The organism is Kushneria sp. Sum13 (genome assembly GCF_052692355.1).
On sequence record NZ_CP199847.1, the window covers coordinates 2,342,417 to 2,355,976 of the forward strand.

Below are 13,560 nucleotides of genomic sequence, written 5' to 3' on the forward strand. Positions count from 1 at the left end.
ATGACGATTCCGTGTCAGCGCCGACATTGTCTTTCCAGTGTTGAAACGCTTGATACTATGCTGTCGGACCTGTGCCAAAATCGTCATGGTGATGCACCAGCCAGTCATCAAAGATGGCCCTTTGCGGCGCTGTCATCATTTTTCGGGCACGCGCAAGGTGGTGTTCACCCAGACGTTGCAGTCGTGCCACGATCGTGGCAAGCCAGGTCGTATCGGCAAAAAGTGCATCAGGTAGCGCGATCCGGCGCTCGAGGTCACCGAGATACCAGATATGGTCGATCATGGCAGGGCCGCCCGAGGACTCGGCAGCAGCGGGTATCATTAGACCATTATGACGGACATCCAGCGAAAGGTGATCGCCTGAAAAGACACCCTTTTCCCCATGATAAGGATGAATCAGCTCGATAATCCCTGGCTCGCGCTTAACCAGCCGCTCTGCCAGCGGCCTGTATGGTGCCCCGGGCAGCGAGTGATGGGTCAAATGGCGCAGACCAAACACTAGAACCGCACGCCGCCCGCGATCGAGCACTTCCTGTTCGACCCGTTCAGCATAGGCCCTTTCACGCGCTTCATGCCAGCGTGCAAAGGCGTCACCATCCAGCGTTTCCCAATCAAGGGCAGGTTCTGCCAGTACCACGCGAACACGGCGATCAAGCGAACGCTTCAGGTTGAGCGCACGCAGACGCCTGAAAAAATCGGCATAAACCGGTGGGCTCCACAGCAGAAAATAGAGCGTATCCCGCCAGACGGCTTCAAGCCCGCTCTCCTCCATGTCTTCACCGCCAATATAGCGATCAATCCATGCCTGATGACGTGCACTGCCAAATTCGACAACAATGTCATCAAACGTTCCCTCAAGCGCCGGATTTTCCAAAAGCGCGGTGATTTCAACCATCACTTGTGGGCACCAGTGAATTTCACCAAGCCCCACCAGAGAACGACGCTGAAGAATATCCGCCAGAAGCGTCTCGGGCCGAACGGCCGTCATGACACGCTATCGCAGCAGTCTGTTTGAGGTTCAAGCACTGCCATTAAATGCTGCGCAATCGTTGCCAGATGCGCCGGGTGCATCAGCTCCGGATGCGTGGCCGGCAGGTCCAGATTGAGGATGCGGCCGCCCACATAGGGCTGCCAGGCGCACCGATCCAGCCAGTGTTCTTCACGAGGCGTGGCCGCGGTAAAGAAGTGCATGTCACCGCTGAACACGAGATGGCGACTTTCACGTACCAGACGACTGTTGTTGATGACCACATCCACCAGCGCATCCAGCGTCTGTGATGACAGCTGACCGAGCGCACTGCCCTCACGCTGCAACAGGGCGATCACCTGGGCCCGGCGCGTCCCGCCATCTTCTGACAATGACCTGTCGGCAAGCCCTGCAATACGCAGGAGCGCCTCCAGCGCCATGCCCTCATCGGGTGGCGTCATGTCGCGCCAGAGATCGGCCGGATAGGCATCCAGCAGCGCCAGCATGTCCACCGTTTCTCCCTCACCCTCCAGCAGGGCGGCCATGGTGTGCGCAATCATGCCGCCGACCGACCAGCCCAGCAGACGATAGGGCCCATGAGGCTGAATGCGACGCATTCGGGCAATGTAGTCGCGCGCCATCTCCTCCATGGTGTCCGGCAGACGGCTTTCAGGCAGCAGCCCGCGTGCCTGCAGCCCGTACAGGGGATAGCGCGATGGCAGCGCCCGTGCAAGGCCTGCATAGCACCAGGCCAGCCCACCCGCCGGATGAATGCAGAATACGGGAGACGCTGTGCCACTTTCCCGCAGCGGCAGCACAACATCCAGCCCGCCAGCGGCCATGTCCTGCATATCGAGCGCATCCAGCGCCTCGATGGTGGGCGCCTCAAACAGTGTGGCAATCGTGAGCCGGGTGCCCAGCGCCTCGTTTAAACGACGCACCAGCCTCAGCGCGTTCAACGAGTTGCCCCCCAGATCGAAGAAGTTATCCCGAATGCCTACTCGCTCAAGATCGAGTGCTTCGGCAAACAGCTCGGCCATGATCTGCTGGCGTGGACTGACCGGCGCCACGCTTTCCTCATGGGACTCGGGCACCGGCAGAGCGCGACGGTCAAGCTTGCCATTGGCGCTCAGCGGCAGCGCCGCCAGCACCATGATGACCCCGGGCACCATGTAATCCGGCAGCGCACGGGCCAGGTGGCGCTTGAGACCCTCCAGTGATGGCGCATCGCTACCCCGGGGGACGATATACCCGACCAGCCGGGCGCTATTGCCGCTGCCATGGACGCTGACCACCGCGTGCGCCACCCCCTCATGAGACAGCAGGACGGACTCGATTTCACCCAGTTCCAGACGCTGCCCTCGCAGCTTGACCTGATGATCGATGCGCCCGAGATACTCGAGCACGCCATCAAAGCGCCAGCGGGCCAGATCGCCGGTACGATAAAGTCTCGAATCAGCCTCCACCGCCGGGCAATCGATAAAGCGCTCGGCGGTCAGCTCCGGCTGGCCCAGATACCCTCGCGCCAGATTGCGACCGGCAATATAAAGCTCGCCGGGCATCCCAACCGGTACCGGCTGGAAATTCGCATCCAGCACATGCAGGTGCGTGTTCCAGATCGGCGCACCAATGGGCACACTGCTGCCGGTGTCCGAATCATGACATTGCCAGGCACTGACATCGACGGCGGCCTCGGTAGGGCCATACAGATTGTGCAGCGCCACCCCGGGCAGGCGTGTCAAAAAGCGTTGTTCCAGCTCCCGTGACAGCGCCTCGCCGCTGACAAACACCTGACGCAGGGCACCCATGCGCTCGACGTCTCGATCACCGAGTTCATCCAGCAGGATATCGAGCATCGAGGGCACAAAGTGCAGCGTGGTAATCGCTTCATCAATGATGGTATCGATCAGATAGCGCGGTTCGCGGTGGCCGCCTTCACGTGCCATGACCAGTGCCGCGCCGCTGACCATGGGCCAGAGAAACTCCCATACCGACACATCAAAGCCATTGGGCGTTTTCTGCAGCACCCGGTCGTTTTCTCCCAGCGCATAGCTTCCCTGCATCCAGAGAATGCGGTTAACAATGGCGTGATGCTCAACCAGCACGCCCTTGGGCTTGCCGGTCGAACCGGAAGTAAAGAGAACATAGGCGCCCAGTCGTGGGTCACGCTGCGCAGGGCTGCCGGGAATGAGCGTCTGGCCGTTATCGCTTTCTGCCAGGGGCATATTCAGGACAGGCGCCGGCGCAAAGCGGGCACGCTGCGCCTCATGGCTTAAAATCACCCGGGGGGCAGCGCGTGCGATAATATCCGCCAATCGCGCGTCCGGATATTCCAGCGGCAATGGCAGCCAGGCCGCCCCTGCATGATGAATGGCCAGCAGCGCCACCTGCATTTCCAGCGACCTTGGCAGCGCTACGCCGACGGCATCACCGGGCTGTACGCCATTAACGTGCAGTCGATCAGCCAACGCCTGCACCCGTGCCCCCAGCGTTTGATAGTCCAGCACTTTCCCATTGGCCACCAGTGCTGTCGCAGTGGGCGTCTCATGGACCTGACGCTCGAACAGCGTCGCCATATGGGTCTCTTCTACCGGATGATCCGTGGCATTGAACTGCAAAAGCGCCTGGTGATCCTCCGGGAGGATCAGTTTCAGCTCGCCTAAGGGCGTCTCGGGGGCTGACATGAAATTCACAAGCCACTGCGCCAGCCGCGCAAGATGCCACTGGAGCTCGTTCTGGTCATACAGCGCCGGATTACCATCAAGCGCCAGCCGCATGGCCTCGCTGTCGCCGCCAAGATAGACCGAAAAGACCAGGTCATCGACCGGCCCTGCCACCAGATGATGTTTGTGGACCCGGCTTTGCGGCCATTGACCGCTTGAATCAAAGGGCAGCACATTAACGTGCATGCCCAGAAGCGGACGCCGGCCGGGACGACGCCCCAGATCGCGCAGCAGCCATTCATGGCGATAGCGCTGATGACGCCTTATCGCCCCGAGCGACTCTGCCGCGGACCGGCACCACTGGAGGGGGGTAGCGCTGAAGTCATCACGAAGACGCAGCGGCAACATATTGACCTGAGTCATGGGCGTGCGCAGCGCAGCGCCCTGCATACGTCCCATCATGGGGACGCCCAGCGTGACATCGGATCGTTGACACATACGCGCATACCAGGCACCGCTGGCAGCCAGAATGGCTTCGGCCAGTCCCTGCTTTTGTTCGGTGCATCGAGCGTGAAACTGTTGGCTCTGCTCATGATCCAGCGTCATTTCGCAGCGCAGCGCATGAGGCTGCGCCGGGGCAAATCGGCCAGAGGGAGAAACGGGCTCGGGGTCATCGGCAAACATTACCTTCCAGTGATCACGGTCCTGCTCAAGCGCCGGACCGGCCAGATAGCGCTGCTCTTCTTCGATGACGCGCTCAATGCTGCCATACCAGGAGGATTTGACGTTCTCTCCGCTGCCCAGCGCAATATAGTGCTCGGCGGCACGCTGTTGAATCAGCCCGTAGGCCCAGGCATCGGCCGCCACATGGTGCATGTTGAGCCACCAGAGCACGTGATCGTCTGCCAGCCGCCAGAGCGCCTGGCGATAGAGCGGTCCCGGCTGCAGTGCGAAAGGCACCTCACGGCGCTCGGCCATCTGCTGCCAGGCCAGCTCCCGGGCATCGCGGTTGTCGCGTAGATCGATGATCTCGGGGAGATCCGCTCGCTGCGCGGTCTCGCCTTTACGCCTTGCCGGACCACTGTCAGTGGCCACAAACCCTTCAAAAAGACCATCGGCCTCACTGACCGCCATTGCTGCTGCCAGCGCCAGCCGATCAACATCAATGGCACCGGTGAACTCGAGACACTGTGCGGTGGAGTATCCTCCCTGACGGGCACTGCTCTGCTGGCCGTACCAGATACCGGCCTGTGCGCCGCTGACGGGAAGAAAATCGGCCTGACTCATGAGATCACCATCTTCTGCAATACCACCCCTGTGCGGGTTCTGATAACGGCTTGCCGGCCAGAGCAGGTAACCTCGCCTGATCACCGACACCGTATAAACGGATAGATGCCTGAATTTAAATAATAATGCTTCTCATTTCAAACGAAACAGCCGGTATTTCCTGTTACGGCCCGCTTGAATGCAAAACGGGACCGAATGGCATCATTCGGTCCCGCAGGTCTTGAGCACGACGCCGACATCCGGCCCCGAAGGTCTACTCGCGATTGAAGGTCGCCGGATCAATGGCGACACCCAGCGAACGGCGGTCAATCCAGCGCCCGGCCTTGGTCTCCTTGTAGCGAAACACGACATAGTCGCCTATCGCGACATCCAGCGCGGCGTCTTCAACCTGATAGGAGTAGATCTCGCCATCAACGGTCAGGGTGTGCCGGTAAAGGTCCGGCATCCCCAGCCACTCCTTGAAGGGCCCTTCGGTTTCGACACTTTCAAGCGTACCGCGTGCTTCCAGTTTGGGTTGACGACGTCCGCCGCGACGGTATCCAGCCGGCATATTGACTCCTGTCAGGCTTATCAGGAAAAAGGGAAATGGCGCTCGGAGCACCTTGTTTTATCCATCAGAACGCGCACAGCGTGCGGTTTACTCTTCGTACTGGCCGTAACTGCCCGGCGCCAGATCCTCAAACCGGGTGTACTTGCCGATAAAGGCCATGTGTACGGTGCCGATGGGACCGTTACGCTGCTTACCGATAATCAGTTCGGCCAGTCCCTTGTTGTCAGGGTTGTCCTTGTTATACACCTCGTCACGATAGACGAAGGCAATCACGTCCGCGTCCTGCTCAATGGCGCCGGATTCACGCAGGTCCGACATCACCGGACGCTTGTTGGGTCGCTGTTCAAGCGAGCGGTTAAGCTGCGACAGTGCCACGACCGGGCAGTTGAATTCCTTGGCCAGACCCTTGAGCGAGCGCGAAATTTCCGAGATCTCCGCGGTCCGGTTTTCCGACATGCCCGGCACCTGCATCAGCTGCAGGTAATCGATCATTATCAGACCAATGCCGCCGGCATCACGCGCAATACGCCGGCTTCGCGAGCGCATCTCATTGGGTGAGAGCGCGGCGGTATCATCGACGTAGAGCTGCTTGTCCTTGAGCAGGTTGACCGCAGAAGTCAGCCTCGGCCAGTCCTCGTCTTCGAGCTGCCCGTTACGCACCCGGGTCTGATCGATGCGACCCAGCGAGGAAATCATGCGCAGCATCAGCGAGTCAGCCGGCATCTCCATCGAGAAGACCACTACCGCCTTGTCACTGCTGACCACGGCGTGTTCGACCAGGTTCATGGCGAAGGTGGTCTTGCCCATCGATGGGCGCCCCGCCACGATCACCAGATCAGAAGGCTGCAGGCCGGAGGTCATGTCGTCCAGATCGCGAAAGCCGGTCGACAGCCCCGTCATCTGCCCCTTGAGATTGAAAAGCTCATCGATGCGGTCCACTGCCTTGCTGAGTAGATCGCTCATGCCAATGGCCCCGCCGGTCTTGGGGCGGGATTCGGAGATCTGAAACACCAGCCGCTCGGCTTCATTGACCAGCTCGTCCGCGTTACGTCCCTGCGGATTGAAGGCCCCTTCGGCAATCTGATTGGCCGCAGCAATCAGTTTTCGCAGCGTGGCACGCTCGCGCACGATATCGGCATAGGCGCGGATATTGCTGGCAGAAGGCGTATTACGAGCAAGCTCGGCCAGATAGGACAATCCGCCTACACGCCCCAGACGGTCATGCGATTCAAGCTCTTCAGAGAGCGTCACCACATCGAACGGACGGCCCTCTTCTGCCAGACGCACCATGGCCTTGAAGACATCGCGATGCTCGATACGGTAGAAGTCATCGCTGACCAGGCGGTCGGCGATCTCGTCCCAGGCCTGATTGTCCAGCATCAGGCCACCCAGAACGGACTGCTCGGCTTCAAGCGAGTGTGGCGGCACCTTGAGTGCAGCGGTTTCCCGATCAAATTCGATCACTTCACTCATGAGGACGATTAACCATGACGACTTACCAGGGAGAGTAATTCAACGCAGGATCATAGCCTACGCTCGCGGGAAGAACATGTCATGACCTCTTCCGCGCTTGAACAGTCGTTGAAAACAGTCATTAAAAAAAGGGGCACACAAGGTGCCCCTTCTCGTGGCATATCATCGATATGCGCAGTGCCATCAATATGGCTTATTCAGCAACAACGACTACGCGAACGCTGGCAGTAACATCGGAGTGCAGACGCAGTTCGATGTCATATTCGCCGGTCTGGCGAATCGGGCCTGTCGGCATGCGCACTTCGCTGCGTGCGACATCGATACCCGCCTGAGCGATGGCATCAGCCAGATCGCGCGGACCGATGGAACCGAACAGCTTGCCTTCTTCACCGGCGCGAGCAACGAGCGACAGCTCGATTTCGGACAGCTCTTCAGCGCGGCGCTCGGCTTCGGCCTGACGCTCTGCAGCGTTGGCTTCAAGTTCGGCACGGCGCGTTTCGAAGGCGTCGACGTTGGATTTGGTTGCCGGAACGGCCAAACCGTAGGGCACCAGGTAATTACGACCGTAACCCGGCTTGACGGTAACCTGGTCGCCCAGATCTCCCAGCTTGCCGAGCTTGTCGAGCAGAATGACTTCCATCTCGTGGACCTCTTAACGTTGACTGCCGATCAGACGCGTGCGGAAATCCGCAAAGGTATCTATCAGCGCCAGCAGCAGCACAATCACTAACGTGGGCCAGGTGGTCAGCAGCAAGGCATAAAAGCCGACCAGCCAGAACCCTCTCATGGACTTTACACCTACAACACCGTGCACCAGGGCAATACCCGCTACCAGAAGAGGTACCCAGGCCATCAGGACAGCACCCGGCAACGCACCCAGAAGGCCAACGGCAGTCATCAGGACCACCCCGGCAAGTTCCAGCCTCGACAGGCGAAAGCGATGGAACTCTTCTCGAAAACCGCCGGGATTGTACAAAGCCGCCTGCCAGCTGCGCGCCAGCGCAAGGCAGGCGGTCGCGGCCAGCATGACCATCAGACCGGTAACGGCCGAGATCATCAATCGTGCCAGTTGTTCAACCGGCACACCCTGGCTTGCGTACTGCCGAAGCAGCTCGTCAATCTCCGGCGCCTGGGCGCGTACTTCCTCAATCAGTTGCGAGGCATCAGGTGGTGCGAAGACCCCAATCTGGATCAACACGGCCACCACAATGGCCCCTGCCAGCAGGGTTTCCCCCCAGCGAAATCGCTCTCGCAGAATAATGGCCATCACCGTCACCAGCAAAACGCTGGCCAGCGGTATGGCATCTCCCTGCATCCACCACCAGCCTGCCGGCACTGCGGCGGCCAGTACGACCGGTGATGCCGGCCCAAAACCGCGGCGCAGCGTCACCAGCGCGCTGATGGCAGCAGACAGCCAGAAAAGCCATGGGACCAGTGAGCCCAGTAGCGCCACACCCACCGCGCGTGGCGTACTCTGCATTATCCAGCGAGCGAAACCCTGCATGGCGTATGCAGCTTACTGGTGGCTGTCGGTGTAGGGCAGCAGGGCCAGATAACGAGCGCGCTTGATCGCGGTAGCCAGCTGACGCTGATAGCGTGCACGTGTACCGGTGATACGACTCGGGACAATCTTGCCGGTCTCGGTCACGTAGGCTTTCAGCGTGTCGAGGTCCTTGTAGTCAATGTACTTCACGCCTTCGGCGGTGAAGCGGCAAAACTTGCGACGACGGAAAAAACGGGCCATGTCAGTCTCTCCAGTAGGTGGATTCAGGCCAGAGCATCAGCTCAGGAGGCAGCTTCGGTCGACTCGTCAGAGCGTTCGCGCGGGCGATCGTCGTCAGAATCAGAGCGTTCACGCGGGCGGTCATCATCGGAGCGCTCGCGACGGCGTCCCTTCTCATCTGCCGCTTTCATCATCGGAGATGCTTCAGTGACCGCTTCAGTGCAACGCACGACCATGTTGCGAATAATGGCATCGTTGAAACGGAAGATGTTTTCCAGTTCAGCCAGTGTTTCGCCGCTGCATTCCACGTTCATCAGAACGTAGTGAGCCTTGTGGATCTTGTTGATCGGGTAAGCCAGGTGACGACGGCCCCAATCTTCAAGACGATGAACAGTACCGCCGTTTTCAGTCACGAGGCCGGTATAGCGCTCGATCATGGCAGGCACCTGCTCGCTCTGGTCCGGATGGACCATGACCACGATTTCGTAATGACGCATGGTGTCTCCTTTCGGTTTGACAGCTTCTCGATGACAGACATATCCGCCATGGGAAGCAAGGAGTTGATAGAAGGGTATTTTTCGTTACAAGGGCAGGCCCGAGGATGTTGTCTCGATGCCCTGCAAATGCATTCGGCGGCCGTAGCCGCCGCGAAACCGCACAATTGTAGGGAGATGGCCCGCCGCTTGCAAGTAAAAGGATCAGTGGGTGCTTCGCTGACGCACCGCTTCAAACAGACAGATGCCAGTGGCCACCGACACATTGAGACTCGACACCTGACCGGCCATGGGAAGCTTGACCAGCTGATCACAGTGCTCACGCGTCAGGCGTCGAAGGCCCTTGCCTTCGGCCCCCATGACCAGCGCGGTGGGCCCACGCAGGTCGACATCGTGAACCAGAGCCTCGGCTTCTCCCGCGGCGCCCAGAACCTGCATACCGTATTCCTTCAGCCGTACCAGAGCTCTTGCCAGATTGGTGACCTGATACACCGGCACGCTTTCGGCACCGCCACAGGAAATCTTTCGCACCGTGGCATTAAGCGGCGCCGAGCGGTCCTTGGCGACCATCACGCCAATGACGCCTGCCGCATCGGCCGAACGCAGACAGGCTCCGAAGTTATGCACATCGGTGACGCCATCAAGCACCAGAAGCAGCGGTGATTGATCAGCCCGCGCGTCAAGCTGCCAGAAAAGAGAGGCCTCATTGTCGGCGACCAGTGGCTCACAAAAAGCAATCACCCCCTGATGAGCCCCTTCGGCGATCTGATCGAGCACCTCACGAGGCTGAAGCACAAGGCGCGCCCCGAGCGTGGTGGCCTGCTGCTGGATATCGGCCAGGCGTTTTTCTGCCTGACCTTCCTGCACCCAGAGCTCAACGGGCACCTGCTGGCGTGCCAGCAGGGTTTCGACGGCATGAACGCCATGAACAGCATCAAGCCCGCGCGGCGCGCCAGCCCGGGCACCCGAGTGACCACCGCCCTTGCCACGGCCAGCACTCTGCTGCCGGCGTTGCTCCTGTGGCTTGCTGCCGCCGCGTTTGCCACTTTTACCACTGCGCTGATGATCGCCTTTCATGACTTGCGACGGCCCTTGTCAGTCTCACGCTTGCCTTTTTTCTCGCCACTGCTTTTGGCTTTGCCGCTCTTTCGCTTGTCGGGATCACTACCGCTGACGCTGGCAGACTTGTCACTACGTTTACGAGACTTCCGCTCGGCTGCGTCTTCTTCAGCCTTCAGGGTATCGGGTGCCTCTGTGCTGGAGGCCTTCTCTTCCCGACGGCGCAGACGTTCCTTCTTGCCCGGGCGGGACTTGCGACGCTTCTTGCTCGGCGCATCCGTTTCGGCAGGCGCCTTGCTGTCACGGGCCGGTGCATCGGTACCGGGCTTGCGAATACGGCGACGCGACTGGGGTTTGGCATCGGTCAGCATGAAATCGATCTTGCGGTCATCGAGATCGACACGAGCCACCTGAACGGTGACGCCATCGCCGAGACGATAGGTCACGCCGCTGCGATCGCCCTTGAGCTGATGACGCTCGGCTTCATACTGGTAATAGTCGGAAGGCAGATTGGTGATATGCACCAGCCCCTCGACAAAGTGCTCGTTGAGCCGCACAAACAGGCCAAACTGGGTAACCGAGGCGATGGCGCCTTCGAAGACATCACCGACCTTGTCGGCCATGAACTCGCACTTGAGCCAGTCCTCGACATCGCGCGTGGCTTCATCGGCACGCCGCTCGGTCATCGAGCAATGCTCACCCATGGCGACCATCTGTTCGAAGTTATACGGGCACCAGCGCTGCGGTTCGTTGTTGGCCGCACCTTCCACACGCTCCACGTTGGTCGATTCACGCTGACTGCGAATGACCGAGCGAATGGCGCGATGCACCAGCAGATCAGGATAGCGCCTGATCGGCGACGTAAAGTGCGCGTAGGCGGCATAGGCCAGCCCAAAATGGCCCTCATTGTGCGGCGAATAAACGGCCTGGTTCATGCTGCGCAGCATGACAGTCTGAATGATATCGGCATCCGGACGGCCATTGATCACTTCACGAAGCGTCTGGAAATCCTGCGGCGTGGACTTGCCCTTTTCGCCACTGGCGCCCAGCGTCAGACCCAGCTCGCCCAAAAACGCACGCAGCGTGGCGAGCTTTTCATCAGAGGGCGAAGCGTGAACGCGATAAAGCGCCGGCAGCTTGTGCTTTTCAAGAAAGCGCGCGGTGGCCACGTTGGCCGCCAGCATGCACTCTTCGATCAGCTTGTGGGCATCATTGCGGGTCCGCGGCACGATGCGCTCGATCTTGCGCTGCTCATTGAAAACGATCTGGGTTTCGGTCGTTTCAAAATCGATGGCGCCGCGGACAGTACGTGCCTGGCGCAGCGTTTTGTAAAGCCCGTGCAGCGCTTCCAGCGGCTTGACGACGTGTGCGTATTCGCCGCGCAGGGCCTGACCTTCTTCGCTGCCAGCCTCTTCAAGCATGGTGCCGACCTTGTTGTAGGTCAGCCGCGCATGCGAGCGCATCACGCCTTCATAGAACTTGTAGCGGCTGATCTCACCGCGTTGCGAGATGTTCATCTCGCAGACCATGCAGAGCCTGTCGACGTCCGGATTGATCGAGCACAGTCCGTTGGACAATAGCTCCGGCAGCATGGGCACGACCTGACCGGGGAAGTAAACCGAATTGCCTCGCTGCCAGGCCTCGCGGTCCAGCGGCGAATCGACCTCGACGTAATGCGAGACATCGGCAATGGCCACAATCAGCTTCCAGCCGCCGGATTTGGTCTTCCAGGCATAAACGGCGTCGTCAAAGTCCTTGGCGTCTTCACCGTCGATAGTGACCAGCGGCCAGTCACGCAGATCAACACGCTGCTGCTTGTCCTCGTCGAGGACCTCCTCGCTCATGTCGCGGATCTGATCCAGTACCTCGACCGGGAACTCGGCCGGGATATCATGTTCGCGAATGGCGATATCGATTTCCATGCCGGGGTCCATACGCTCGCCCAGCACTTCAGTTACCTCGCCGATGGGCTGCTGACGCAAACCGGGCTGCGTGGTAATACGCACCTCGACCACCTGGCCATCCTCGGCACCGTTGGCAGCGCCCTGCTCGATGATGACCTCATGAGCAATACGGCTGTTTTCGGGTACCACCACGGCAATATCATCGCCGCGCTTGCGATACAGACCGATGAGCGTCGGCGTGTTGCGTTCGAGAATTTCGTTGACGCTGGCCTCTTCCCTGCCCCGTCGATCCTTGCCGCTGACACGCACACGCACGCGATCCCCATCAAAGAGACGGCGCATCTGGCGCGGCGGAATGACCAGATCCGGTTTTTGCTTGTCATCGCGCACAAAGAAGCCGATGCCATCGCGATGGCCGACCACGCGACCATCCAGCAGCAAGTCAGGATCAATAATTTCGAAAGCACCACTTTTGTGGCGCAGTACCTGCCCATCACGCTCCATGGCAGACAGGCGTCGGCGGACCGCTTCCAGGCGATCCTCATCCTCGATGCCCAACAACCTGCTGACATCTTCATGTGCGATGGGCTTGCCGTGCTCGGTCAGAATCTGCAGAAGGTATTCACGACTGGGGACCGGGTTGTCATATTGACTGGCCTCACGTTCCGCTTGCGGATCGTCGGCTGGCGTCCATTGACTCATAGATTGCTTCCCTGAAATGGTTGTCTTGTGATACCGGGCAAGATGGCGAGCAGCGGGCGCGGGATAATAGGGTGTCTTGTCTTCATGGCACCGATTATAGCGGTCTCGACAGGACGACCCAAACCCCTTTATTACCTTGAAAACGTTGCAGGGTGTAAAAAAATGGCTTTTGCTGGCCTTCACCTCTTGCATCACTCAAAAAATTGCGTATTATTTCGGCCCACCTGCCCGGATGGCGGAATTGGTAGACGCGCTAGCTTCAGGTGCTAGTGACCGTATGGTCGTGGAGGTTCAAGTCCTCTTCCGGGCACCATCTCAAAAACGAGACGGTGAAAAGACAGAAAGAAACGCCTGTCGAACTTCAGGTAGCAGTAATTTAACTGTATAGCAGTATCGTATGATCAACGCCCGGATGGCGGAATTGGTAGACGCGCTAGCTTCAGGTGCTAGTGACCGTATGGTCGTGGAGGTTCAAGTCCTCTTCCGGGCACCAGTTGATCAGACATCGCTTTCATCACGGTCTTCGGACTGATGACACCCTGCCCGGGTGGCGGAATTGGTAGACGCGCTAGCTTCAGGTGCTAGTGACCGTATGGTCGTGAAGGTTCAAGTCCTTTCCCGGGCACCATGTTTTTTCCTAGTACATTGCTTCATCCTCGATACGTCGTTATCCCCTCGACACATCCTTGCAGCATCCCTCTCTATCCCGCTGACTTTCCTTGCCTGTATCGGCTTTTT

At 59.4% G+C, this 13,560-nt stretch carries 10 protein-coding genes and 3 tRNA genes; 3 read left to right on the plus strand and 10 right to left on the minus strand.

What is annotated here, in order from left to right; translation table 11 throughout:
* Positions 1 to 55: 55 nt before the first annotated feature.
* From ACUN8C_RS10980 to rnr, 10 genes are all read right to left on the minus strand, one after another.
* Positions 56 to 988 (minus strand): hypothetical protein, encoded by a 933-nt coding sequence (locus ACUN8C_RS10980; RefSeq protein WP_445619261.1) that lies wholly within the window; start codon positions 986 to 988, stop codon positions 56 to 58.
* Positions 985 to 4,917, minus strand: a complete 3,933-nt coding sequence (locus ACUN8C_RS10985) for an amino acid adenylation domain-containing protein (RefSeq protein WP_445619262.1) — start codon at positions 4,915 to 4,917, stop codon at positions 985 to 987. Before ACUN8C_RS10985 ends, ACUN8C_RS10980 begins: the two co-directional genes overlap by 4 nt.
* 253 nt (positions 4,918 to 5,170) lie before the next feature.
* On the minus strand, positions 5,171 to 5,467 hold the full coding sequence (locus tag ACUN8C_RS10990; RefSeq protein WP_445619263.1) for a hypothetical protein: 297 nt from the start codon (positions 5,465 to 5,467) through the stop codon (positions 5,171 to 5,173).
* A gap of 87 nt (positions 5,468 to 5,554) precedes the next feature.
* Entirely contained in the window at positions 5,555 to 6,940 is a 1,386-nt protein-coding gene (gene dnaB, locus ACUN8C_RS10995) for a replicative DNA helicase (RefSeq protein ID WP_445619264.1), read from the minus strand.
* A 193-nt stretch (positions 6,941 to 7,133) separates the two neighbouring features.
* Complete coding sequence (gene rplI / locus ACUN8C_RS11000) at positions 7,134 to 7,580, minus strand: 50S ribosomal protein L9 (RefSeq protein ID WP_108842505.1); 447 nt, start codon at positions 7,578 to 7,580, stop codon at positions 7,134 to 7,136.
* Positions 7,581 to 7,592: 12 nt separating this feature from the next.
* Positions 7,593 to 8,444: a hypothetical protein gene (locus tag ACUN8C_RS11005; RefSeq protein WP_445619265.1), complete on the minus strand. Its 852-nt coding sequence runs from the start codon at positions 8,442 to 8,444 to the stop codon at positions 7,593 to 7,595.
* Between the two features lie 12 nt (positions 8,445 to 8,456).
* The gene (gene rpsR / locus ACUN8C_RS11010) at positions 8,457 to 8,684 is read right to left on the minus strand and encodes a 30S ribosomal protein S18 (protein ID WP_086622313.1); all 228 of its coding nucleotides are present in this window, start codon (positions 8,682 to 8,684) and stop codon (positions 8,457 to 8,459) included.
* A 41-nt stretch (positions 8,685 to 8,725) separates the two neighbouring features.
* The gene (rpsF, locus tag ACUN8C_RS11015; protein ID WP_108842507.1) at positions 8,726 to 9,160 is read right to left on the minus strand and encodes a 30S ribosomal protein S6; all 435 of its coding nucleotides are present in this window, start codon (positions 9,158 to 9,160) and stop codon (positions 8,726 to 8,728) included.
* Between the two features lie 201 nt (positions 9,161 to 9,361).
* A complete protein-coding gene (gene rlmB, locus ACUN8C_RS11020) occupies positions 9,362 to 10,234 on the minus strand; it encodes a 23S rRNA (guanosine(2251)-2'-O)-methyltransferase RlmB (protein WP_445619266.1) in 873 nt (290 codons plus the stop codon).
* Positions 10,231 to 12,822 (minus strand): ribonuclease R, encoded by a 2,592-nt coding sequence (gene rnr / locus ACUN8C_RS11025; protein ID WP_445619267.1) that lies wholly within the window; start codon positions 12,820 to 12,822, stop codon positions 10,231 to 10,233. The genes rlmB and rnr overlap by 4 nt, the downstream gene beginning before the upstream one ends.
* 226 nt (positions 12,823 to 13,048) lie before the next feature.
* Here rnr and ACUN8C_RS11030 point away from each other — a divergent pair.
* From ACUN8C_RS11030 to ACUN8C_RS11040, 3 genes are all read left to right on the plus strand, one after another.
* A tRNA-Leu gene (locus ACUN8C_RS11030) sits at positions 13,049 to 13,135 on the plus strand.
* Between the two features lie 93 nt (positions 13,136 to 13,228).
* Positions 13,229 to 13,315: transfer RNA gene (locus ACUN8C_RS11035), tRNA-Leu, on the plus strand.
* Between the two features lie 48 nt (positions 13,316 to 13,363).
* Positions 13,364 to 13,450, plus strand: a tRNA-Leu gene (locus ACUN8C_RS11040).
* The last annotated feature ends 110 nt before the right edge of the window (positions 13,451 to 13,560 follow it).